Origin of the sequence: Pseudarthrobacter sp. NPDC058329 (assembly GCF_042879835.1) — a bacterium.
In the GTDB taxonomy this organism is placed as follows: domain Bacteria; phylum Actinomycetota; class Actinomycetes; order Actinomycetales; family Micrococcaceae; genus Arthrobacter.
On sequence record NZ_JBHVZR010000027.1, the window covers coordinates 12,970 to 36,793 of the forward strand.

Here is a 23,824-nt window from a genome sequence, read left to right on the forward strand (position 1 = left end):
GGTCCGGCTAGGCAGGCAGCGGGGGGAGAGCCAGCTCAAAGAGCCAAGGATGGAGCACCGCTTCAGCGTCGATGCCCGCCACCCGGTTGGCCACCAGCACGAAGTCCGCCGTTGAGACTGATCCGTGGCGGTGGCTCCTGGTCCATTCCTGCAGCAGCGTGAAGAAGGCAAGATCCCCGCAATGCCGGCGGAGCGCGTGCAGGGCCAGCGCGCCGCGCTTGTAGACGCGGTCATCAAACATCAGCGCCGCGCCGGGATCTCCGATCAGCAGGTCCTGCTCCGCAGCGGCCAACCCCCGCCAGGCCGCTGCCGCCCGCTGCCGGGCGCTCATAACACCGGCTTCCTCAGACCAGATCCATTCGGCATAGCAGGCAAAACCCTCGTGAAGCCAGATGTCGTGCCAGGCTGCAACCGTCAGGGAGTTGCCGAACCATTGGTGCGAGAGCTCATGGGCGATAAGCCGCTGGGATTCCCAGCCCGGGCTGAGATGGTTCCGGCCCAGGATGGACAGCGATTGGGCTTCCAGCGGGATCTCCAGGTCGTCATCCGTCACCACCACGGTGTACCCCGGGAAGGGGTAGGGGCCGAAGCGGCGGACGAAGGCGGCCATCATGTCACGCTGCCGGCCCAGCCCTGCCTCCGCCGCATCGGCCAGGGCCGGGGGCACGGCAACGGTTTGCACCACGCCGCCGGCGGAACCGTCGTCGAGGACCAGGATGTCATACCTGCCGATCTGCACCGTGGCCAGGTACGTGGCCATTGGCTCGTGCTGTTCATAGGTCCAGGTCTCCCTGCTGGATCCGCGCGCATGTCCCACCAGCACACCGTTGCAGACAGCGCGGTAGTCCGCATCAGTAGTGACCGAGATGCGGTAGGCGGCCTTGTCCCCGGGGTGGTCATTGCAGGGGAACCAGGAAGGGGCGCCGTTGGGTTGTCCTGCAACCAGCACACCGTCAGTCAGTTCTTCCCAGCCCACCTCGCCCCAGAGACCTCGGCGGGGAGCAGGTCTGCCCTCGTAGCGGACGTCCACGGTGAAACCGTCGCCTGGAACGAGGGCTGTTTCAAGATGCACCACCAGCTGTTCGGCACGCTGGGAGAAGCGGCGCACACGGCGTCCGTTGAACTGCACCTTGACGGCCCGGAGCCCCACCAGATCGAGCACCACGGCAGAAGCGGCCCGGTTGGCCACCGCGTGGAGCAGGGCCCTGCCGTTCAGCCGGTTGCTGGCCAGCCTGTAATCCAGCTCCAGCTCGTAGCGCGACACGCTGTAGGCGTCCGTGCCGTGGTGGGCCTCAAAGGGTCCGGCCCACAGGGCGGGTCCGGGCCCGCGGGTGGAGATACCGCGGACTGATTCTGGCGAACTCATAAGGGGAGGGGCCTCAACTAATTACTGTTGGCGGACGGCGGTGGTGTTGCTGCAGGTGTTGCAGGGCGCTTTATTTCCCCCGCGGCAGGACCGGCCCAGCCCACGGGCTGACGGGGTTGCCCATCCAGTAGGTTGCAGCCGGAACAGTTTCGCCGCGCATCACCAGCGACGCCGGGCCAACCGTCCCACCATGGCCGATCCGTGCCTGCGGCAGGATGACACCATGCGGTCCCATCGTTGCACCGTCTTCGAGTGTAACCGGGCCGATGCTCATGATGCGGTCGTGGAACAGGTGCGTCTGCACCACGCAGCCCCGGTTGACCGTGGAGTTCGCGCCCAGGGAAACGAGGTCCGCCTCCGGCAGCCAGTAACTCTCACACCACGTCCCGGAACCGATCTTGGCGCCAAGGGCGCGCAGCCACCAGACAAGGGCTGGCGTGCCGGTGGCGGCACGGGCAAACCAGGGTGCGGTGACCATTTCGATAAACGTGTCCACCACTTCGTTGCGCCAGATGAATGAACTCCACAGGGGGTGTTCACCGGCGCTGATCCTGCCGATGAGCAGCCACTTGGCCGCCACGGCGCTGCCGGCTGCCACTGCTCCCGCCAGGAGCATCACCAGGCCGCCGAGCAGGGCGGCCACGGCATAGCCGTTGGCCGAAGCCAGCCAGTCGAAGGCCAGCAGGACACCGGCGGCCAGTCCTACCGTCAGCACCACGGGAATGAACCGGCAGGCTTCCCACAGCGCCCGTGCGATTTTCAGCCTCCGCGGCGGCTGGTAGGTGAGCGAGTTGTCCGATGCGATGGCGGTGCGCCGCAAACGGACGGGAGGGCTTCCCAGCCAGGACGTTCCGGACTTGGCTTTCGATGGTGTTGCCGACAGCACGGCCACCAGCGAATTCTTCGGAACATTGCGGCCCGCTCCGGTCATTCCCGAGTTGCCGAGGAACGACCGCTTGCCGATCTTGGCCGGCGCGATCCGCAGCCAGCCGCCGCCGAGCTCGTACGAGGCCACCATGGTGTCATCGGCCAGGAATGCTCCCTCGCCCACAGTAGTCATTTTGGGAAGCAGCAGCACGGTGGATGCTTCGACGTTCTTGCCCACCTTTGCCCCCAGCAGGCGGAGCCAGACGGGGGTGAAGAGGCTGGCATAGATGGGAAACAGCAGGTCCCGGGCCAGGTCCAGGACGCGTTCCGTAGCCCAGACCTGCCAGCCGATCCGGCTCCGGACGCGGTAGTAGCCTTCGCGCAGGCCCAGTCCCAGCAGACGGGTGGTTCCCAGGATCAGGAGCAGGTTGGCCACGAACCAGGTGAGGGCGGCAAGAGGCAGGGAAACCAGCAGGGGAACCCAGGCTTCCGTCAACGAACCGTGGCCCTGGATGAACAGGAAAACCACGAAGCAGGCAGCTCCTGCGGAGAGGTAGGGAATCATGGTCAGCAAGGTGCTGGCGGCGGCGAAGGCCGTGAACCACAGGCGGGCAAGCAACGAACTGGTGGCGGGCTCGGCCGGCCAGTTCTGTTTCGCCTTGCCCCGGCGCTCTGCCGGGGAGCCCGCTACAACCTGGCCTGCCTTGACCTTGCCCAGGACGGCCGAACCCGGTTCCACCTGTCCGCCGGCCCCGATGCTGGCTCCGGGCATCAGGGTGCTGCGGGCGCCCACGGTGGCGCCTGCCCCGATGCGGATAGCCCCAATGTGCACGTTGTCACCGTCGATCCACCATCCGGAAAGGTCCACTTCGGGTTCCACATTCGCTCCGGCGCCGAGCGAGAGAAAGCCGGTGACCGGCGGCAGCGAGTGCAGGTGCACGTTACTGCCGATCGTCGCGCCCAGCGCTCGCGCATAGTGGGGGACCCAGGGTGCGCTGGCCAGGCTTACCGCTCCGGCGAGATCCTGGATCTGCTCGGCAAGCCATAGCCGGAGGTGGACTTTGCCGGACCTGGGGTAGGTTCCCGGCTGAACTTTCCGGAGCAGGAGACGGGCGGCTGCGACTGAGAGGCCCATGCGCCCGGCAGGACTGACGAACACCAGCCAGGACGCAGCCACCCACCACCAGGACACCGTGACAGCGCCGCTGAAGCCGGCCAGCCCGGCGAGGAGATTATTGCCTGCCATCAGGTAGGTCAGCCACCGCATGCCCACGAGGATGTGCAGCGGCACGCCCATCAGTGTTTGGAACACCTGGGACTTGCGGGCGGTGGGCCGGACGAAGCGCGCCTCGGCGGGACCGGCCACCGTGCCTTCCGGCACGGACTGGCGTGCCGCGTCGATCAGGGCACCGACGCGGGGCGTGGCGTAGATGTCCGCCACAGTGATGGTGGGGTAGCGGACCCGCAGCGCGGACACGAGTTGGGCTGCGGCAAGGGATCCGCCCCCGGCGGCGAAAAAGTCTGCGTCGAGGCTGGTTGCCTTGATGCCCAGGACGGCGCCCCACTGCTCCACGATCCATTGGGCGTCCTCGGGGAGGTTCAGCGGGGCGTTGTCCGCATCGTCGGCACCCGAACCGGCAAGGGGCCAGGGCAGCGCGTGCCGGTCCACCTTTCCGCTGGTCTTGGTTGGCAGGGAGTCGACGACGGTCAGCAGCGGCACCAGCGCTGCGGGAAGGCTGGCAGCAAGGAGTTGCCGGGCAGCCCCCAGGTCCGGCTTCGCAGCTCCGGCGGGCGCAAGGTATCCCACCAGGATCTGGTTCCCGGCCGCCGTCGTGCGGACAGCGGCCGCAGCGCCCGCGATGCCGGGCAGTGCCTGCAGCGCTGCATCCACTTCGCCAAGTTCGATGCGGCGTCCGCCGAGTTTGACCTGCTCGTCGGCGCGGCCCATAAAAACGAGTCCCTCGGCCTCACAGCGGACGAGGTCGCCCGAGCGGTAGGCGCGCTGCCAGCCCAGCGTGGGAAAGGGCGCATACTTTTCGGCGTCCTTGGCTGCATCCAGGTACCGGGCCAGTCCTACGCCGCCAATGATGAGTTCGCCGATGGCCCCTTCCGGGACCGGAACGCCCTCTGCGTCCACTACCGCCAGGTCCCAGCCGTCCAGGGGAAGCCCGATCCGCACCGGACCGGACCCGCCCAGGGGTGCAGCACAGGCCACCACAGTGGCCTCGGTGGGACCGTAGGTATTCCAGACTTCCCGGCCCTCAACGGCCAGCCGCTCCGCAAGCTCCGGCGGGCAGGCCTCGCCGCCGAAAATCAGCAACCGGACGTTTTCCAGTGCTTCCGCCGGCCAGAGGGCAGCCAGGGTGGGGACCGTGGACACCACGGTGATGCCATGGCTGATGAGCCAGGGGCCCAGGTCCATGCCTGTGCGGACCAGGACCCGCGGAGCCGGGACCAGGCAGGCGCCGTGCCGCCAGGCCAGCCACATTTCCTCGCAGGAGGCGTCAAAGGCAACTGAGAGCCCTGCCAGCACCCGGTCCGATGTCCCGATGGGCTCTGCCGTGAGGAAAATCCGTGCTTCGGCGTCCACGAAGGCGGCCGCGGACCGGTGCTGCACGGCAACGCCTTTGGGGGTTCCCGTGGAGCCGGAGGTGAAGATTACCCAGGCGTCGTCGTCAGCCTCCGCTATCCGCGGGGCAGGGAAGGGCGAAGGCCTGGGCCCGTTGAGCATTACCCCGCTTTCCGTGACGACGGCGGCGACGCGGGCTTCTCCGAAGACCAGCCTGGCGCGTTCTTCGGGATCGTCCGCGTCCACGGGAACGTAGGCGGCGCCGATGAGCAGGATGGCCAGGATGGAGACGTACAGCCTGTTGGTGCCCGACGGGATGCGGACGCCGATCTTGTCCCCGGCGCCGAGCCCGGCAAGGTGCATCTCCCGGCCGGCAGAGCGGACAGCCGCCAGCAGCTGGGCGTAGCTCAGGGACTCCCGGCCGTCGTCGAGGGCGGAAGCATCGGGGTAACGCTCCGCCGTGTCCTGGAGGATGTCAACCAGCGTCCTGGCCGGGGGAGTAGCGGCCGCCCCGGCCAGCTGCGGCTGGTGGAGGGGCAGGGGTCCGGGGAAGCCGTCGGTTGCAAGGCTGCTGCTTTGTTGCTCGGTCACCAAGGCAGTGTGCCGGGACAAGATGAACAGAAAGTGTCCAGGTTTGCCGGCTGTCCACTGGCTGTTTGGACGCTGTTCAACCCAGCGTGCCGTATGTGCTTCGTCGTTGGGTCCCGCATACCGTGCCCTGCGACTAGGGAATCAGCACAACCTTGCCGGTGGTGCGGCGGCCTTCGAGGTCGCGGTGCGCCTGCCCGGCTTCAGCCAGTGGATACCGGGCACCGATCCGGACTTTGAGGCTGCCGTCGGCGGCGGCGGCGAAAATTTCGTCCGAGCGCCAGCGCCGTTCCGCCGCATCCTGCAGGTAGTGGGCCATGGTGGGCCTGGTTAGGAACAAGGAGCCTCCGGCGTTGAGGCGCTGCGGATCCACCGGCGGAACGGGGCCCGAGGCGGCGCCGAACAGGGCCAGCGTGCCCCGCACGCGAAGGGCGCCGAGGGAACCGTCAAACGTGTCCTTGCCTACTCCGTCATAAACAACGTGTACGCCCTTGCCGTCGGTGAGCTCCCGCACGGCCCGGTCAAAGCCGTCGTAACGCAGGACGTGGTCCGCACCGGCGCCGAGTGCGAGGGCTTCCTTTTCGTCAGTGGAGACCGTGGTGATGACCCGGGCGCCCTTGGCCTTCAGGAGCTGGATGAGCAGCAGGCCTACGCCCCCGGCGCCGGCGTGCAGCAGGACGTCGTGGCCGGCTTCAACCTTGAAGGTGGAATTAACCAGGTAGTGCGCCGTCAAGCCCTGCAAGGGGAGGGCGGCCGCGGTGGCATCGTCCAGTCCTGCCGGCACCGGCAAGGCTTTGTCGGCGTCCACCAGGGCATAGCCGGCGTAGCAGCTGGTGCCCTCGGCGGTGGCTACCCGGTCCCCCTCGGCGAAGCCGGTCACACCTTCGCCGAGAGCGGCAATAGTGCCCGCTGCCTCCGACCCTGGGATAAAGGGATACTGGACCTTGTACACGCCGCTGCGCTTGTACGTGTCAATGAAGTTCACGCCGGCCGCCGCCACCTGGATCAGCAGTTGGCCGGGACCGGGAACGGGCCGCTCAACCGGAACATAGGACAGGACTTCGGGACCACCGGCTTGCCCGGCGACAATGGCGTGCGTCATGGGTTTCCTTCCCCGGGCGGGAGTTTCCCGGTCCGGTCAATCCATCCTAGGCTTCACTATTGGAGGGCGGCCCCGGACATGTAGCCGGACGTCACGCGTTCGGGCGCAGGACACCGCGGCCTGTGCATAAATATCGGGACTAGTGAATAGTTTTACTGTAAGGTGGAAACCATGACTATTTCTGTTGCAGTCTCAGGCGCCAGCGGCTACGCCGGCGGGGAGGTGCTCCGCCTCCTTGCGGGCCACCCGGACGTGACCATCGGAGCGATCACGGCACACAGCAATGCCGGTTCGCGCCTGGGGGAGCTGCAGCCCCACCTGCACGGACTGGCCAGCCGGATCCTTGAAGACACCACTGTGGAAAACCTTTCGGGCCATGACGTCGTCTTCCTCGCACTGCCCCACGGCGCCTCCGCCGACATCGCTGCCCGGCTTCCGGAAGGCACAGTGGTGATCGACGCCGGCGCCGACCACCGCCTGGAGGACGCCGCAGCATGGGAAAAGTTCTATGGTTCAGCCCATGCCGGGACCTGGCCCTACGGCCTGCCCGAACTGCCCGGCCAGCGTGAAGCCCTCAAGGGTGCAAGCCGTATCGCCGTGCCCGGATGCTATCCGACGTCGGTCCTGCTGGCCCTGGCACCCGGGTTCGCCGCCCGCCTCCTCCAGCCCGACGACGTCGTGATCGTTTCCGCCTCCGGCACCTCCGGGGCGGGCAAGGCAGCGAAGGTCAACCTGATCGGCGCCGAGGTGATGGGCTCCATGAGCCCCTACGGCGTCGGCGGCGGCCACCGGCATACCCCCGAGATCGAACAGGGCCTGTCCAACGCGGGAGGAGAGCAGGTGACGGTTTCCTTTACGCCCACCCTGGCCCCCATGAGCCGGGGAATCCTCACCACGGCCACCGCGAAGGTCAAGCCCGGAACAACTGCCGAACAGCTGCGCCACGCCTGGACCGACGCGTACGACGACGAGCCGTTTGTGCATGTCCTCCCCGAGGGCCAGTGGCCCGCCACCAAGTCCGTCCAGGGATCGAACCACGCCGCCATGCAACTGGCCTTTGACGCCCACACCGGCCGGGTTATTGTCACCTGCGCCATCGACAACCTCACCAAGGGGACCGCCGGCGGCGCCGTCCAGTCCATGAACATCGCACTCGGCCTGGCTGAAACTGGCGGCCTTGACCTCCAGGGAGTAGCCCCGTGACCATTACCGCACCCCGTGGGTTCCGGGCCACCGGCGTCACCGCCGGACTCAAGGCCTCCGGCAACCCGGACCTTGCCCTGGTGGTCAACGACGGGCCGTCCAAGTCTGCCGCCGCCGTCTTCACCAGCAACCGGGTGGCCGCTGCCCCGGTCCACTGGTCCCGCCAGGTGGTCTCGGACGGAAGGGTGGACGCCGTGGTCCTCAACTCCGGCGGTGCCAATGCCTGCACCGGGCCCACCGGGTTCCAGAACACCCACAGCACCGCCGAAAAGGTGGCCGAAGTACTAGGCATATCGGCCACGGATGTTTTCGTCTGCTCCACGGGCCTGATCGGCGAGCAGTTGCCGATGGACAAGATCCTTCCCGGCGTGGAGGCAGCCGCTGCGGCCCTCAGCACCGACGGCGGACCCGCAGCGGGCACCGCCATCATGACCACCGACTCCGTCCCGAAGGCTGCGCTGTTTATCGGCACCGACGCGGACGGCCAGGAATTCAGCATCGGCGGCATCGCCAAGGGCGCCGGAATGCTGGCACCGGGCCTTGCCACCATGCTGGTGGTCCTCACCACGGACGCCGCGGTGGAAACGGAAATGCTGGACGTCGTCCTCCGCGACTCCACCCGGGTCACTTTTGACCGGGCCGACTCCGACGGCTGCATGTCCACCAACGACACGGTGGTCCTGCTGGCCTCCGGCGCTTCCGGCGCAGTGCCCTCCGCCGAGGCCTTTGGTGCCGGCCTCACCCAGGTGTGCGCCGAGCTTGCCCGCAAGCTCATTGGTGATGCCGAGGGTGCCAGCCACGACATCGCCATCCGCACCTTCAACGCGGCAAGCGAGGCTGACGCCGAAACCGTCAGCCGGTCGGTGGCCAGGTCGAACCTTTTCAAGGCCGCCATTTTCGGGAAGGACCCCAACTGGGGCCGGGTGCTGTCCGCTGTCGGTACTACGGACGCCGCCTTCGAACCGGACAAGCTCAACGTCTCCATGAACAGCATCCAGATCTGCCGCAACGGCAGCATCGGCGACGACCGTGCCCTGGTGGACCTCGAGCCCCGCGAAGTTCTCGTGGAAATCGACCTGCAGGCGGGCGACGCCGAGGCCACCATCTGGACGAACGACCTCACCCACGACTACGTGCACGAGAACAGCGCCTACTCCAGCTAGGAGCCGCGCCCCCGGAAAAACCGTTGCGGAAAGTGACAGCATGAACACCCAGACGCGTGAAACCACCAGCATGTCCGATGCCCAGGACAAGGCAGCAACCCTGATCGAAGCGCTGCCCTGGATCCAGCGGTTCGCCGGTTCCATCATGGTGGTCAAGTACGGCGGCAACGCCATGGTCAACGACGAACTCCGCCGCGCCTTCGCCGAGGACATCGTTTTCCTCCACCACGTGGGCATCCACCCTGTGGTGGTGCACGGCGGCGGCCCGCAGATCAACTCCATGCTGGGCCGGCTGGGCATTGAATCCGAGTTCAAGGGCGGACTGCGCGTCACCACACCCGAGGCCATGGACGTGGTCCGGATGGTCCTCACCGGCCAGGTGGGACGCGAACTGGTGGGCCTGATCAACTCCCACGGACCCTACGCCGTGGGCATGTCCGGGGAAGACGGCGGGCTGCTGCGCGCTGTCCGGACCGGGACCGTGGTGGACGGCGAAGAAGTGGATCTTGGGCTGGTAGGCGAGGTTGTCGGCGTCGACCCGGCAGGCATTGTGGACATCCTTGAGGCCGGCCGTATCCCGGTGATCTCCACCGTTGCCCCGGAGATCGTGGACGGCGGCGACGGCGTGGCCGGCACGGCACGCTTCCAGCCCACCGGCCAGGTCCTCAACGTGAACGCGGACACCGCGGCCGCGGCCGTCGCCTCGGCGCTGGGCGCCTCGAAGCTGGTCATCCTGACAGACGTCGAAGGCCTGTATGCCAACTGGCCGGACAAGTCCTCGCTGATTTCCTCACTGACGGCTTCGGAACTGCGTGACATGCTGCCCAGACTCGAATCGGGCATGATCCCCAAGATGGCCGCCTGCCTCAAGGCCATCGACGAAGGGGTGGAACGCGCCCATATCGTGGACGGGCGCCTGCCACACTCCATGCTTCTTGAAACATTCACGACGGCCGGAATCGGCACCCAAGTAGTCCCGGACGAGGAGATCAACGGATGAGCACCACGGAAAACCTCGATCACCGGACCCCGGTGGCAGAGCTCGTCGAAACCACCGGCCACGCAGGATCCGAGTGGCTGGCCCGCTACTCCACCTCGCTGATGGGCGTGTTCGGGACGCCGCAGCGGGTCCTGGTCCGCGGCGCCGGTTGCCTCGTCTGGGACGCCGACGGCAAGGAATACCTCGACCTGCTCGGCGGCATTGCGGTCAACGCACTGGGCCACGCCAACCCCTTCGTCACGTCGGTCATCTCCAGCCAGCTGGCCACGCTGGGCCATGTGTCCAACTTCTTCACTAGCCCCACGCAGATTGCGCTGGCCGAGAAACTCCTGGCCCTCACCAACGCTCCTGCCGGTTCCAAGGTGTTCTTCACCAACTCCGGCACGGAGGCCAATGAGGCCGCCTTCAAGCTCGCCCGCCGCAACAGGGGTGGCAGCGGGGCGAAGCGGACCAAAATCATCGCCCTGGAGGGGGCCTTCCACGGCCGGACCATGGGCGCCCTGGCGCTGACGGCCAAAGAGGCCTACCGGACGCCCTTCGAGCCACTGCCCGGTGGTGTGGTGCACATCCCGTTCGGGGACGTCGAGGCACTCAAAGCGGCCGTTGATGAAACCGTGGCCGCAGTGTTCCTCGAACCGATCCAGGGCGAGGCCGGGGTCCGTCCCCTTCCGCCCGGATACCTGCAGGCTGCGCGGGAGCTGACGGCCCGCGTTGGAGCGCTGCTCATCCTCGACGAGGTGCAGACCGGCATCGGCCGTACGGGTAAATGGCTGGCCAGTGAGGACGCCGGGATCATGCCGGACGCTGTCACCTTGGCAAAGGGCCTGGGCGGCGGATTCCCGATCGGTGCGCTGGTCACCTTTGGTGACGGGACGTCGTCGTTGTTAAGCGCGGGCCAGCACGGCACCACCTTCGGCGGCAACCCCGTGGCGACGGCGGCTGCCCTCGCCACGCTGCACGCCATTGAAAGCCAGGATGTCCTGGCGAACGTGGCGAAGGTCGGGGAACACCTCCGCTCCGCTTTGGCAGCCATCACGGGCGTCACCGAGGTCCGGGGCGAAGGGCTGCTTATCGGCTTTGACCTGGACACTGACGTGGCCCCGGCAGTGGTGCAGGCCGGCCTTGACGCCGGCTTTATCGTCAACAGCCCCGGGCCCCGCACAATCCGCTTGGCACCGCCGCTGGTCCTCACCATCGCCCAGGCGGATTCCTTCCTCACCGCCTTCCCGGCCATCCTCCAATCAGCTAAGGACGCCCAGTGACTTCAGCCCCCAGCTCCACCCGGCATTTCCTCAAGGACACGGACCTCAGCCCGGCTGAACAGGCCGAGGTCCTGGACCTCGCTGTCCGCATGAAGGCGGAGCCGTACAGTGTCCAGCCCTTCGCGGCCGCCGGCAACGGCCGCAAAACCGTGGCGGTCATTTTCGACAAGACTTCCACCAGGACCCGGGTCTCGTTCGCCACCGGCATCGCGGACATGGGCGGCAACGCGCTCATCATCAACCCGGGCGAAGCCCAGATCGGCCACAAGGAATCCGTGCAGGACACCGCCAAGGTCCTCGAGCGCATGGTGTCCACCATCGTCTGGCGTACGGGCGCGCACGCCGGCCTGGTGGCGATGGCGGAAAACTCCAGGGTGCCGGTCATCAACGCTTTGTGCGATGACTACCACCCGTGCCAGCTGCTCGCGGACCTGCTGGCCGTCAAGGAGCACAAGGGCGGCCTCAAGGGCCTCACCATGAGCTACCTGGGGGACGCCGCCAACAACATGGCCAACTCCTACCTGCTGGCAGGCGTCACGGCGGGCATGCACGTCCGCATCGCCGGGCCCGAAGGCTACCTTCCCGCCGCAGATATCGTGGCAGCAGCCGAGGCGCGCGCCGCAGAAACCGGCGGCTCGGTGCTTATCACCACCGACGCCGCGGCCGCACTGAAGGGCGCCGACGTCGTCGCAACAGACACGTGGGTATCCATGGGCCAGGAAGCCGAGAAGGAAGCGCGGATGCAGCTGTTCCGCGAGTACGCCGTGGACGAGGCGGCCATGGCACACGCGGCGGAAGACGCCGTCGTGCTTCACTGCCTGCCCGCCTACCGCGGCTACGAAATTTCGGCCGGCGTCATCGACGGGCCGCAGTCCATCGTGTGGGACGAGGCCGAAAACCGGCTGCACGCGCAGAAAGCCCTGATGGCCTGGCTGATGCACCGGTCCGGCCTGGCCTTCGTCGAGGGGCTTTCTCCCGTTGAGGGCACCGGGGTGAGCACGTTCTAGTGTCCGCCCAACCGGCGTCGCCGGGTTCCAGCCCGGCCACCAAAACCGCCCGCCAGGCCCGTATTGCCGCCATCCTGACGGGTGAGTCCGTGCGTTCCCAGGCGGAGCTGGCAGCACTGCTGGCGGACGACGGCGTGCAGGTCACCCAGGCGACGCTGTCCCGCGACCTCGTGGAACTTGGCGCAGTCCGGGTCCGCGGCAAGGAGGGCGTGCTCGTGTACGCCGTTCCCGGCGAAGGCGGCGAACGGGCCGCCAGGAGCGGAGTGAGCCAGGAGATCCTGGATGCCCGGCTGGCCAGGCTCTGCAGCGAACTGCTGGTTACAGCGGAAGCGTCAGCCAACATCGCGGTGCTGCGCACCCCGCCCGGAGCCGCAAACTTCCTGGCCCTGGCCATTGACCACTCCGTGATGCCGTCCATCCTGGGGACCATCGCCGGGGACGACACCGTGTTGCTGGTGTCCCGGGACCCGCAGGGCGGCCAGGACCTCGCCGCCAGGTTTCTGCACCTGGCTGAAGAAGCCGGGCAATAAGCTTGAAGACAACATCTACGAACCCCAATCACAAGGAGCATTTGAAGTGACTGAACGCATTGTGCTCGCCTACTCGGGCGGCCTGGACACCTCAGTAGCCATCGGCTGGATCGGCGAAGCCACCGGCGCCGAAGTCATCGCCGTGGCGGTCGACGTCGGACAGGGCGGCGAGTCCCTCGAAACCATCCGCCAGCGTGCCCTCGGCTGCGGCGCGGTTGAAGCCTACGTGGCCGATGCCTCCGATGAGTTCGCCAACGAGTACTGCATGCCCACGCTGAAGGCCAACGGCCTTTACCAGGGCCACTACCCGCTGGTTTCCGCCATCTCCCGCCCCGTCATCGTGAAGCACCTGGTGAAGGCCGCCCGCGAATTCGGCGCTACCACCGTCGCCCACGGCTGCACCGGCAAGGGCAACGACCAGGTCCGCTTCGAAGTGGGCATCCAGACCCTCGGCCCGGACCTGAAGTGCATCGCCCCCGTCCGCGACCTCGCCCTCACCCGCGACAAGGCCATCGCCTTCGCCGAGGAAAAGGGCCTGCCCATCGAAACCACCAAAAAGAACCCGTACTCCATCGACCAGAACGTCTGGGGCCGCGCGGTGGAAACCGGCTACCTCGAGGACATCTGGAACGCCCCCACCAAGGACATCTACGACTACACCGCCACCCCGGAGTTCCCGCCGGCACCGGATGAGGTCACCATCTCCTTCGAAGCCGGCGTGCCGGTAGCGATCGACGGCGTGAAGGTCACCCCGCTGCAGGCCATCAAGGAACTCAACCGCCGTGCCGGCGCCCAGGGCGTGGGCCGGATCGACGTCGTCGAGGACCGCCTCGTGGGCATCAAGTCCCGCGAAATCTACGAAGCCCCGGGCGCGATGGCGCTGATCACCGCACACAAGCACCTCGAGGACATCACGGTCGAGCGCGAACAGGCCCGCTTCAAGGCCACCGTTGGCCAGCGCTGGGCCGAACTGGTGTACGACGGCCAGTGGTTCTCCCCGCTCAAGCGCTCCCTGGACGCCTTCATCGAGGACACCCAGAAGTACGTCACCGGCGATATCCGCATGACCCTGCACGGTGGCCAGGCCATCGTCAACGGCCGCCGCTCCGACACCTCGCTCTACGACTTCTCCCTGGCCACCTACGACACCGGCGACACGTTCGACCAGTCGCAGGCCAAGGGCTTCATCGAGTTGTGGGGCATGTCAGCCAAGGTTGCCTCGGGCCGCGACATCCGGGTCGCAGGAAAGTAAGAATCGGTGGTGGAGCCCGTCGAAACCCAAAAGTCCGAAGCAACGAACACCGGCGCACTGTGGGGCGGCCGGTTCGCCGGCGGCCCCGCCGATGCCCTGGCGGCGCTGAGCAAGTCCACGCACTTCGACTGGCGGCTGGCCCGCTACGACATTGCCGGTTCCAAAGCGCACGCCCGTGTGCTGCACAAGGCCGGGCTGCTGGACGACGCCGAGCTCGAAGGCATGCTGGGGGCGCTCACCCGGCTGGATGAGGACGTTGCCTCCGGTGCCTATGTGCCGGCGGAATCCGACGAGGATGTGCACGGCTCGCTGGAGCGCGGCCTGATCGAGCGTGCCGGAACGCAGCTGGGCGGCAAGCTCCGCGCCGGCCGTTCCCGCAACGACCAGGTGGCCACGCTGGGGCGTATGTTCCTGCGCGACCACGCCCGCATCATCGCGCGGGGCGTGCTGGATACGGTGGATGCACTGGTGGGGCAGGCAAAGGCCCACCACGGCGTGGCCATGCCGGGCCGCACCCACCTGCAGCACGCCCAGCCGGTACTGCTCAGCCACCATCTGCTGGCCCACGCCTGGGCGTTGCTGCGCGACGTGCAGCGGCTGGCGGACTGGGACAAGCGTGCCGGCGTCTCGCCGTACGGTTCCGGTGCCCTCGCCGGGTCCTCCCTGGGGCTGGACCCGGAAGCCGTCGCCGCGGACCTGGGGTTCTTTTCCGCGTCCCACAACTCGATCGACGGCACCGCTTCCCGCGATGTCTTCGCCGAGTTCGCCTGGGTGTGTTCCATGATCGGCGTGGATCTCTCCCGTGTGTCGGAGGAAGTCATCCTCTGGGCCACCAAGGAGTTCTCCTTCGTGACCCTGCACGACTCCTACTCCACCGGCTCGTCCATCATGCCGCAGAAGAAGAACCCGGACGTTGCGGAGCTGGCCCGCGGCAAGGCAGGGCGCCTGATCGGCAACCTGACCGGGCTCCTGGCCACGCTTAAGGGCCTGCCGCTGGCCTACAACCGCGACCTGCAGGAGGACAAGGAACCGGTGTTCGACGCCGCAGACACCCTGGAGCTCCTGCTCCCGGCAGTCTCCGGGATGATCGCCACCCTGAAGTTCAACACCGAACGGATGGAGTCGCTGGCGCCGCAGGGTTTCGCGCTGGCCACGGACATCGCCGAATGGCTGGTCCGCCAGGGCGTTCCGTTCCGCGAGGCGCACGAGCTCTCCGGCGCGGCCGTCAAGCAGGCAGAGTCCCGCGGCGTGGAGCTGTGGGACCTGACCGATGGGGAATACGCCGCCATCTCGGGGCACCTCACGCCGGAGGTCCGCACGGTCCTGTCCACGGAGGGGTCGCTGAACAGCCGCAACTCCCAGGGCGGCACCGCACCGGCCGCCGTCGAACGCCAGCTCGTGGCACTGGAAGCCGAGCTCGCCGGCGTGCGGGAGTACGCAGCCTAAGACGCTCTCTCACTTAATGCCGCTTTTGGGCCAACGCTCTCCCACTTTCCTCAAGAAAGTGAGAGAGCGTTGGCGGTTTTCCCGCATTAAGTGAGAGAGCGTCCGGGGGTGGGGCACAGGGCGGCGTCCTGACGGTCCCACTATCATGGCGGCATGAGCGAAACCTTCCGGAAATTCCTTCGCACCCTGCCCGATTTTCCCTCCGACCTGCCCGGTTTTAATCCGGCCAAGTCGCCGCAGGATCCGGCCCTGCTCTTCAAACAGTGGCTTGACGATGCCCTGGCGGCGGGGGAGAGCCAGCCGCATGCGTGCAGCTTTGCCACCGTGGACGGCAGCGGCCGGCCGTCGTCGAGGATGCTTATCCTGAAGAACATCGACGACGACGGCTGGCACGTCGCTACGGCCCGCACCTCGCGCAAAGGCCGGGAGCTCAGTGCCAACCCGCACGCCGCCCTCAACTTCTACTGGCCGTCACTGGGGCGCCAGGTCCGGGTGGCTGGCTCCGTGGTGGAGCTGTCCGCCGAGGCTTCGGCCCGTGACTGGGCGGAGCGGCCGCGCTCGGACGGCAGCAGCAACTCCGACTGGCAGCTGTACGCCATCCGGCCCGCCGAGATTGAGTTCTGGCAGGCAAGCAATGACGGTGCCCATGTCCGCCACCGCTTCGGCCCGGACGGCGTCCTTCCCGGCTAGGATGAGCGCCATGACCGCTCCCGCACCCGAAGTCCTGCTCGCCGGGCTCCACAAGGCCGCCGACGACGTTGCCTCCGATGTTGCCAAGCTCACCGACGAGGACGTGACGGCTCCGTCCGCCCTGCCCGGCTGGACGCGCGGACACGTCCTGGCCCATCTGGCGGGGATCTCCAACGCGATGGCCCGGCAGCTCGAGTACGCCGCCCGCGGCGAATCCATCGAACTGTACGACGGCGGCATGGACGGCCGGAACAGGGCCATCGACAGGGCTGCCGGCCACAACGCCGCCACGCACCTGGCCGATGTGACCGCGGCCCTGCACCGGGTGATGCATGCCTTCGACGCGCTCCCGGGCATCAAGGATTCGTCGGCCAACCGCACCGGCTGGTACGCACCCATCACCTACCGCGGCGGAGTTGTCCTGGACGGCGGCCTTGCGCTGTGGCGGGAACTGGTCATCCACAACTCCGACCTGCTGACGGGCAGGGGGCCGGAAACCTGGAGCCGGCAGTTCTGCGGGCATTTGTTCGATTTCCTCGCAGCCCGCGTCCAGCCCGACGACAAACTGGTGCTGCAGCCCCTGGGCTTCCCGCCGCTGAGTATCGGCAGCGGCACCAGGTCCACCGTGGTCAGCGGGATGATCACGGATATCGCGGCCTGGCTGGCGGGGCGTGAACCCACCCTGGGCAGCCTCAGGGCGTCCGCGGCGGCCGACGGCGTGGACCTGCCGGCCCTGCTGCCCTGGCCTGCGGGAACCCCGGCGCCGCAGTAGCGTGGTCAGGCTGCTTCGCGCGCCAGCAGGCTCTGCTTGATGGGCAGTCCCCAGCGGAACCCGCCCAGGGAACCATCGGTCCGGATGACGCGGTGGCAGGGGACGAACAGCGCTGCGGCGTTGAAGGCGCAGGCGCTGGCGGCTGCCCTGACGGCCTTCGGATTGCCGGCCAGCCCCGCGTACTCTGTGTACGTCACGGGCGACCCCGGCTGGACCAGCCGCAGCACGTCCCAGGCGTGGAGCCGGAACGGCCCGGACAGTTGCCGGACGGGGACCTGCATCGCCGGGGCCGGATCCCCGGCGTAGAACGCTTCGACGGCGGCCGAGATCGCGTCCAGCCCGCTGACCAGTTCAAAGCTGGCGGGCCGGAGGGACGGATGGATCTGCCCCGTCAGGTCGCCCGGCTTTTCGGTCCAGCCGCTGGAGAGGACCACGCCGTCCTGGGCGAGGATGGTGAACGGTCCGTCCGGTGTGGACATGTGAAGCAACTGGGCTTTCATCGGTTCGCTTTCTCTGTTGTTCTGCTGCCTGCGTTGGCGGTATCCGTTGTCGCTCCCCTGCGCGCGCCGGCCGGACCGGCCGCTGCGCGCCACAGGTGCATGGTGGCGTAGGAGCGCCAGGGGCTGACTTCGCGGAAGTCCGGGCTGAAGGTCCCGGTAACCCCTGAGCCGGGACCGTCCGGATTCCCAGTCCGGTCCAAAGCCCTGATACCGTTCCGCACCGCTGCGTCATTGGCCAGGAACACATCCGGGGCGCCGAGGACACGCATGGCGAGGTAGCCCACCGTCCAGGGTCCCACGCCGGCCAGCGGGAGCAACTTTGCGGCCAGGCCGGCCACGTCGTCGCCATAGCCGAAGTCGAGCGTACCCTCCGCCAAGGCGGAAGCTGCCGCGCGGAGGGCATCGATGCGTTTCCGGGGGCCGCGCAGGAGGGCGCAGCCGTCACCGGCAATTTCCTCGGGGGTGGGAAACATGCGGTCCAGGCCCTCGCCGGGGCTTCGGCTCGAACTTCCGACGGCGGCCAGCCGGGTGAGGGCGGTCCGCGCCGCAGCCACGGTGATCTGCTGGCCGATCATGGCCCGGATGAGCATTTCGGCAGGGTCAAGTGCCCCGGGCATCCTGATTCCCGCAGTTCCAGCCACGGCGGCCGCCAGCCTGCTGTCCCCGGCCAGGGCGCCATCGATTGCCACTGGGTCCGCATCCAGGTCGAACAACCGCCGGACGCGGCTCAGCAGGGCCGGCAGGTCCCTCAAGTCCACCGCGCCGATGGTGAGGGTCAGGGGCCGCCCCGGGGCGGCGCCGTCGTACGCAATGTCGAAGCGCGCATCCCCGTGGGGAAGCCGCAGCGTGCGGGCGTAGGAGGAAGCTGTTCCTGCTTCGATCCCGGGGATGGCCCGCGCCGCCAGGAAGGCGAAAATGCCGGGGTCGAAGGGCTCGCGGTAGGGGAGGCTGAGGGTAATTGCGGTGGAACCGGCGGCGGCCATCGGGTGCCTGGCGGAGCGCAGCGCGGTGGGTGTCATGTCGAAGACTTCCACCATGGTCTCGTTGAACTGGCGCACGCTGCTGAAGCCGGCCGCGAAGGCGACGTCGGCGAGTTTCATGGCCGTGGACACCAGCAATGTTCGCGCCGTCTGGGCCCGGCCGGCCCGGGCGAGCGAAAGGGGACCGGCGCCGAGCTCCTGGCTGAGGATGCGGTTCAGTTGACGGGAGGAATAGCCCAGGCGGGCGGCCAGTCCGTCCACACCGTCCCGGTTCACCACACCGTCGTTGATCAGGCGCATGGCACGTCCCGCGATGTCCTGCCGCACGTTCCACGCCGGCGTTCCCGGAACCGCCTCGGGGATACAGCGCTTGCATGCACGGTAGCCGGCGTCGTGCGCTGCGGCTGATGTCTCATAGAAGGTGACGTTCGCCGCCTTCGGGGTCCTGGCCGGGCATGACGGGCGGCAGTAAATGCCCGTGGTGCGGACGGCAGTATAGAACTGCCCGTCGAACCGGGTGTCCCGGGCATCTATCGCCCGGTAGCGCTGCCAGAAGTCCATTACTCCATCCTGCCAGCCGCGCAGGAGCGGAGCTAGCGGAAATCGGACATGGCCGTGGGCCCCTTTTCTGGCGTTGCGGCCCGGCTGCGTTGCAGTAGTTGGATAGAGTCTGGCCATGAGCAGAAGTCCCTCGCCGGCCCCGGAACCGCTGCGGGATTTCCTGTCCGGAGACGCCCGCGAACTGGCGCCGAAGCTGCTGGGGGCCGTCCTGACGCACGATTCGCGCGAAGGCCCGGTCTCCGTTCGGCTCACCGAAGTGGAGGCGTACCTGGGGCCGGAGGATTCCCTGCACCCCGATCCGGGATCGCACACGTACCGGGGCCCCACACCGCGGAATGCTCCCATGTTCGGCCCCGCCGGGCACCTGTACGTCTACTTCACGTACGGCATGCACCACTGCACGAACATTGTGTGCGGTCCGGCCGGCGTCGCCTCCGCCCTGCTGCTGCGCGCCGGGGAGATCGTGGAGGGCCTCGAGCTGGCACAGCACCGCCGGCCCACCTCGAAAACTCCGGCTGACCTTGCAAGCGGCCCTGCCCGGCTCGCCAAAGCCCTGGGCCTGACCACCGCCTACAGCGGCCGGGACGCCTTGGCGCCGCCTTTTGGCCTGGTGCTCCCGGACCGGCCGGTGGTGGGGGTCAGCTCAGGTCCGCGAGTAGGCGTTTCCGGCGCCGGAGGATCGGAGGACTACGCCTGGCGGTTTTGGATCACCGGGGATCCCACGGTTTCGACGTACAGGGCCGCTAAACCAAGAACGTCCCAGTTTCGCAAGCGTTAACGGAAATGGTTGTAGAATGGACGGTCTGTCTTTTGCGATAGGGGAACGTTAATGCTCGACGCCGATTTGGCCCACGAACGGGACTATGTTGCCGGCCTGTATGCCCGGCTGGAGGAGTTGCGCGAGGAGAAACGCAAGCAGCTCGCGCAGGTGCGGCGGGCAGGGGCTGTGGGCACCATGCAGAATGTTTCCGAGCGTGATGCTTTCGCCGCTCTGTACGAGGACCGCCTGGCGCAGCTGGATGCCGTGGATGACCGGCTGGTGTTCGGCCGCCTGGACCTGGACTCCGGGGAAGCGCAGTACATCGGCCGCATCGGCCTCACCACCGAGGACCTGCAGCGGCTCATGGTTGACTGGCGTGCGCCCGAAGCAGGGCACTTCTACCAGGCCACGGCCTTTGACCGGCAGGGCGTCCGCCGCCGCCGCCACTTGATCCTGCAGGGCCGTGAGGTCAAGGCCATCGAGGACGACGTCCTTGACGCCGACATGCTGGCGGACGATGAGTCACTGCAGGGCGAGGGCGCCCTGCTCGCCGCCCTGAACTCCAAGCGCACCGGCCGGATGTCGGACATCGTCAGCACCATTCAGTCGGAACAGGACCGCATCATCCGGTCCTCCATCTCCGGTGCCGTGGTGGTGCAGGGCGGGCCGGGTACCGGCAAGACCGCCGTGGCGCTGCACCGCGCCGCCTACCTGCTCTACACCCACCGCGACCGCCTCAAGTCCGCCGGCGTGCTGCTGGTGGGCCCGTCGTCGTCGTTTATGAAGTACATCGAACGGGTGCTGCCGTCCCTGGGCGAGACCGGCGTCGTTATGGCCAGCGTGGGCCGCCTGATGCCCGGCATCAATGCCGTGCCGGAACCGCACGCCAATGTCGCCGCCATCAAGGGCCGCCTCGATATGGCCACCGTGGTGGCCAACGCCGTCTCCAACCGGCAGCGGATCCCCGCTGAAGACCGGATCCTGGAAGTGGACGGCCGGAAGCTGGTGCTGACCCCGCGGCAGGTCCGCCGCGCCCGCGAGCGTGCACGTTCCACCGGGAAGCCGCACAACGAGGCCCGCGTGACCTTCGTCAAGATCCTGCTGCGCGAACTGACGGAGCAGTTGACCGAGCTGGTGGAGGCCGGCAACATCGGCAACAACGCGGACCGCTCCTACCTGGCTGAGGATGTCCGGACCGCGCGCGACGTGCGGATCGCCCTCAACCTGTGCTGGATGCCCATGACGCCCGAAAAGCTGATCTCGGAGCTCTTCAGCAAGCCCGCCGTGCTGGAATTCTGCACCCCGCATTTGGCTGCGGCTGAGCGCGCCCTGCTGCAGCGCCCGGCCGACGCGCCCTGGACTGAATCCGATGTTCCGCTGCTGGACGAGGCTGCCGAGTTGCTCGGCGAGCTGGACCCCGCAGCGGGGCGCGGACTGGCGCAGCAGGAACACGACCGCGCCCGCGACCTTGCCAACGCCAAGCAGACCCTGGTCAACATGGAGGCCGCCGGCGTGGACCCGTTGATGTCCGCGGAAGAACTGGCCGAGCAGAACCAGGAGCAGGAAGCGCGGCTGACCGCTGCCGAGCGCGCCACGAGCGACCGTACGTGGGCCTTTGGCCACATCGTGGTGGATGAGGCGCAGGAGCTTTCGCCCATGCAGTGGCGCCTGCTGGTCCGGCGTTGCCCCTTGAAGTCCTTCACGATTGTTGGGGACATCGCGCAGACCAGCTCGGTGGCCGGTGCCAACTCGTGGCAGGGTGCGCTGGCTCCCATGTTTGGTGACCGCTGGCAGCTTGAGGAACTGACGGTCAACTACCGCACTCCGTCGCAGATTGCGGAGGCAGCGGTGCGGATGGCCAACGCCGCGGGACTCGTCGTTTCCGCACCCAAGGCTGTCCGGGAAGGACGCTGGTCGCCTGTTATTGACGAAGTGGACCCCGGCCAGGTGGTCCGCCGCCTGGTGGAGGTCCTGCCGGAGGAACTGGAAGCGCTCGACGGCGGCCTGCTGGCGGTCATCGCAGACGGTCACCTTTTGCCGGAGGCCATGGCCGCCCTGCGCGCCGAGTACGGCCGCCGCATCGGTACCGGCGCCGGCGGCTATGAACAGGACATTGTGGTGATCAGCCCCCGTGAAGCCAAGGGCCTGGAGTTCGACGGCGTAGTGGTGCTGGAGCCCGGCTCCATGCTGAACCACGAGCACGGCAAGGTGGGGGACCTTTACGTGGCCATGACCCGCGCCACCCAGCGCCTTCGGCTGATTGCCGCAGAGCCTGTGCCTGCCGGGATCAAGCGCTGAGCTTTTTTGTTCATGGCGGTCCCTTCCGGGTCCGGCGCAGGTGCCGTTCAGTCGGCGCCTGCGCCCGGTAATACTGCTAACTTAGAAGGCGTGTCAGAACTCAACAGCCTCGAATCGCAACAGAACGACCCCACTTTTGCCAACGTTTGGCAGGAACTCAAGTGGCGCGGCTTGGTCCACGTCTCCACCGACGAAGCAGAGCTGGAAAAGCTCCTTGCCGGCGGGCCGGTCACGTACTATTGCGGCTTCGACCCCACAGCGCCGAGCCTCCACCTGGGCAACCTGGTCCAGCTGCTCGTGATGCGGCGGCTGCAGCTGGCCGGCCACAAGCCCCTCGGGCTCGTCGGCGGTTCCACCGGAATGATCGGTGACCCCCGCCCCACAGCGGAGCGAACGCTGAACACCAAGGACACAGTTGCGGAATGGGTGGGATACCTCCAGACGCAGGTCCGCCGGTTCCTCAGCTTTGACGGCGGCAACGCTGCCCGGATGGTCAACAACCTCGACTGGACTGCGCCGCTGAGCGCCATCGACTTCCTGCGCGAGGTGGGCAAGCACTACCGTGTGGGCACCATGCTGCGCAAGGACGCTGTCGCGTCACGGCTGAGCTCGGACGAAGGCATCAGCTACACCGAATTCAGCTACCAGATCCTGCAGGGCATGGACTACCTCCAGCTGTACCGGGACTACGGCTGCGTGCTTCAGACCGGTGGCTCCGACCAGTGGGGCAACCTCACCAGCGGCACAGAGTTGATCCGCAAGGTGGAAGGCAAGAGCGTCCACGCGCTGGGTACACCGCTGATCACCAATTCGGACGGCACCAAGTTCGGCAAGAGCGAGGGCAACGCCATTTGGCTCGACGCCGGCATGTGCAGCCCGTACGCCTTCTACCAGTTCTGGCTGAACACCGCCGATGCGGACGTAGTGGACCGGCTGAAGGTGTTCACCTTCCTGACCCGCGCCGAGATCGAAGAAGCAGCCAAGGCAGTGGCCGAACGTCCGTTCGCCCGTGAAGGCCAGCGGAAGCTCGCTTTCGAAGTGACGTCCCTTGTGCACGGTGTGGAAGCCACCGGGAAAGTCATCGCAGCTTCCGCCGCGCTCTTTGGAAACGGCGATTTGTCCGCGCTGGACAAGCAGACGCTGCAGGCAGCAACGTCCGAGCTTCCTTCCGCCACGGTGCAGGTGGACGCTTTGGGAATTGTCGACCTGCTGGTTGCTTCGGGGCTTTCGGAAAGCAAATCCGCTGCCCGCCGCACTGTTGGCGAAGGCGGCGCCTACGTCAACAACGAGAAGGTATCCGATCCGGAAGCGGTGATTTCAGAGTCCGAACTGTTGCACGGGCAGTACCTGCTGCTGCGGCGTGGAAAGAAGAACCTGGCCACCGTGGAAGTGCTGGTTCCGTAGCTCTGCTCCTGGTCCCGTTAGCTCCCATTCACGCTCCTTCGCAGCCGATTTGCACGGCCGCGGGGGAGCGTGTAATGTTTTCTGAGTCGCCGCCGCTGAAGCGGAAAAATAGCGACAAACCACCCAAACAAAATGTGAAGCAACTTCACTATGTGCGGAAGCACAGGATGAAGAAATGCTTCACTTTCTGATGGGCGGATTCATCTCCACTGAGTGAATTCCGGGAAAACAACCGGATTTGCAAAGTGAAAATGAATGAAATAACATTGAAACATCGCAGCGAAGAAATACGGAATAGAAATTCAGCGAATGAATTGTTTCGGGAATATTCGAATGTGTCTGTTGTTTGAGAACTCAATAGTGTGCCAAGTTTGTTGATACCAATTGTTTTATGGATTGGTTGAATTGGCTGGATTGCCCGCCCCTGTGGGTGGTCTGGTTTTTACAGCTGGTTTCAAATTTTTGCTGTCTGGTTGCCGCGTTTTCCCGTGGTGGCTGGGTGGT

General features: G+C 67.0%; 18 protein-coding genes. 13 read left to right on the top strand and 5 right to left on the bottom strand.

Annotated elements, in window-relative coordinates:
• Positions 1-7: 7 nt before the first annotated feature.
• The 3 genes from ACFVYC_RS21550 to ACFVYC_RS21560 form a co-directional block, all read right to left on the bottom strand.
• Positions 8-1,366: a M1 family metallopeptidase gene (locus ACFVYC_RS21550; protein ID WP_387554135.1), complete on the bottom strand. Its 1,359-nt coding sequence runs from the start codon at positions 1,364-1,366 to the stop codon at positions 8-10.
• Positions 1,367-1,436: 70 nt separating this feature from the next.
• Positions 1,437-5,393, bottom strand: a complete 3,957-nt coding sequence (locus tag ACFVYC_RS21555) for a Pls/PosA family non-ribosomal peptide synthetase (RefSeq protein WP_387554137.1) — start codon at positions 5,391-5,393, stop codon at positions 1,437-1,439.
• Positions 5,394-5,526: 133 nt separating this feature from the next.
• Positions 5,527-6,492: a quinone oxidoreductase family protein gene (locus ACFVYC_RS21560; RefSeq protein WP_387554139.1), complete on the bottom strand. Its 966-nt coding sequence runs from the start codon at positions 6,490-6,492 to the stop codon at positions 5,527-5,529.
• Positions 6,493-6,663: 171 nt separating this feature from the next.
• Here ACFVYC_RS21560 and argC point away from each other — a divergent pair, with 171 nt between their 5' ends.
• The 10 genes from argC (at position 6,664) to ACFVYC_RS21610 (ending at position 16,817) form a co-directional block, all read left to right on the top strand.
• Entirely contained in the window at positions 6,664-7,695 is a 1,032-nt protein-coding gene (gene argC / locus ACFVYC_RS21565) for an N-acetyl-gamma-glutamyl-phosphate reductase (RefSeq protein WP_387554141.1), read from the top strand.
• Positions 7,692-8,858: a bifunctional glutamate N-acetyltransferase/amino-acid acetyltransferase ArgJ gene (gene argJ, locus ACFVYC_RS21570; RefSeq protein ID WP_387554143.1), complete on the top strand. Its 1,167-nt coding sequence runs from the start codon at positions 7,692-7,694 to the stop codon at positions 8,856-8,858. The genes argC and argJ overlap by 4 nt, the downstream gene beginning before the upstream one ends.
• A gap of 40 nt (positions 8,859-8,898) precedes the next feature.
• A complete protein-coding gene (gene argB / locus ACFVYC_RS21575) occupies positions 8,899-9,858 on the top strand; it encodes an acetylglutamate kinase (RefSeq protein ID WP_387554145.1) in 960 nt (319 codons plus the stop codon).
• Positions 9,855-11,120: an acetylornithine transaminase gene (locus tag ACFVYC_RS21580; RefSeq protein ID WP_387554147.1), complete on the top strand. Its 1,266-nt coding sequence runs from the start codon at positions 9,855-9,857 to the stop codon at positions 11,118-11,120. Before argB ends, ACFVYC_RS21580 begins: the two co-directional genes overlap by 4 nt.
• Positions 11,117-12,127, top strand: coding sequence for an ornithine carbamoyltransferase (gene argF / locus ACFVYC_RS21585; RefSeq protein ID WP_387554149.1), 1,011 nt, complete (start codon positions 11,117-11,119; stop codon positions 12,125-12,127). Before ACFVYC_RS21580 ends, argF begins: the two co-directional genes overlap by 4 nt.
• A complete protein-coding gene (locus ACFVYC_RS21590) occupies positions 12,127-12,657 on the top strand; it encodes an arginine repressor (RefSeq protein WP_387554151.1) in 531 nt (176 codons plus the stop codon). The genes argF and ACFVYC_RS21590 overlap by 1 nt, the downstream gene beginning before the upstream one ends.
• Before the next feature lie 46 nt (positions 12,658-12,703).
• The gene (locus ACFVYC_RS21595; RefSeq protein WP_387554153.1) at positions 12,704-13,909 is read left to right on the top strand and encodes an argininosuccinate synthase; all 1,206 of its coding nucleotides are present in this window, start codon (positions 12,704-12,706) and stop codon (positions 13,907-13,909) included.
• 6 nt (positions 13,910-13,915) lie between these two features.
• Complete coding sequence (gene argH / locus ACFVYC_RS21600) at positions 13,916-15,355, top strand: argininosuccinate lyase (RefSeq protein ID WP_387554155.1); 1,440 nt, start codon at positions 13,916-13,918, stop codon at positions 15,353-15,355.
• Positions 15,356-15,508: 153 nt separating this feature from the next.
• Positions 15,509-16,045 carry a pyridoxal 5'-phosphate synthase gene (locus ACFVYC_RS21605; protein WP_387554158.1) on the top strand — a complete coding sequence of 179 codons (537 nt, stop codon included), beginning with the start codon at positions 15,509-15,511 and terminating at the stop codon, positions 16,043-16,045.
• 10 nt (positions 16,046-16,055) lie between these two features.
• Positions 16,056-16,817 carry a maleylpyruvate isomerase family mycothiol-dependent enzyme gene (locus ACFVYC_RS21610; protein WP_387554160.1) on the top strand — a complete coding sequence of 254 codons (762 nt, stop codon included), beginning with the start codon at positions 16,056-16,058 and terminating at the stop codon, positions 16,815-16,817.
• A gap of 5 nt (positions 16,818-16,822) precedes the next feature.
• Here the strand turns inward: ACFVYC_RS21610 and ACFVYC_RS21615 are convergent, their stop codons facing one another.
• On the bottom strand, positions 16,823-17,317 hold the full coding sequence (locus ACFVYC_RS21615; protein WP_387554162.1) for a methylated-DNA--[protein]-cysteine S-methyltransferase: 495 nt from the start codon (positions 17,315-17,317) through the stop codon (positions 16,823-16,825).
• A complete protein-coding gene (locus tag ACFVYC_RS21620) occupies positions 17,314-18,858 on the bottom strand; it encodes a DNA-3-methyladenine glycosylase 2 family protein (RefSeq protein ID WP_387554164.1) in 1,545 nt (514 codons plus the stop codon). The genes ACFVYC_RS21615 and ACFVYC_RS21620 overlap by 4 nt, the downstream gene beginning before the upstream one ends.
• 115 nt (positions 18,859-18,973) lie before the next feature.
• Here ACFVYC_RS21620 and ACFVYC_RS21625 point away from each other — a divergent pair, with 115 nt between their 5' ends.
• The 3 genes from ACFVYC_RS21625 (at position 18,974) to tyrS (ending at position 23,320) form a co-directional block, all read left to right on the top strand.
• The gene (locus ACFVYC_RS21625) at positions 18,974-19,636 is read left to right on the top strand and encodes a DNA-3-methyladenine glycosylase (protein ID WP_387554166.1); all 663 of its coding nucleotides are present in this window, start codon (positions 18,974-18,976) and stop codon (positions 19,634-19,636) included.
• A gap of 51 nt (positions 19,637-19,687) precedes the next feature.
• Positions 19,688-21,916 carry a HelD family protein gene (locus ACFVYC_RS21630; protein ID WP_387554168.1) on the top strand — a complete coding sequence of 743 codons (2,229 nt, stop codon included), beginning with the start codon at positions 19,688-19,690 and terminating at the stop codon, positions 21,914-21,916.
• Between the two features lie 90 nt (positions 21,917-22,006).
• Positions 22,007-23,320: a tyrosine--tRNA ligase gene (tyrS, locus tag ACFVYC_RS21635; RefSeq protein WP_387554170.1), complete on the top strand. Its 1,314-nt coding sequence runs from the start codon at positions 22,007-22,009 to the stop codon at positions 23,318-23,320.
• Positions 23,321-23,824: the final 504 nt, after the last annotated feature.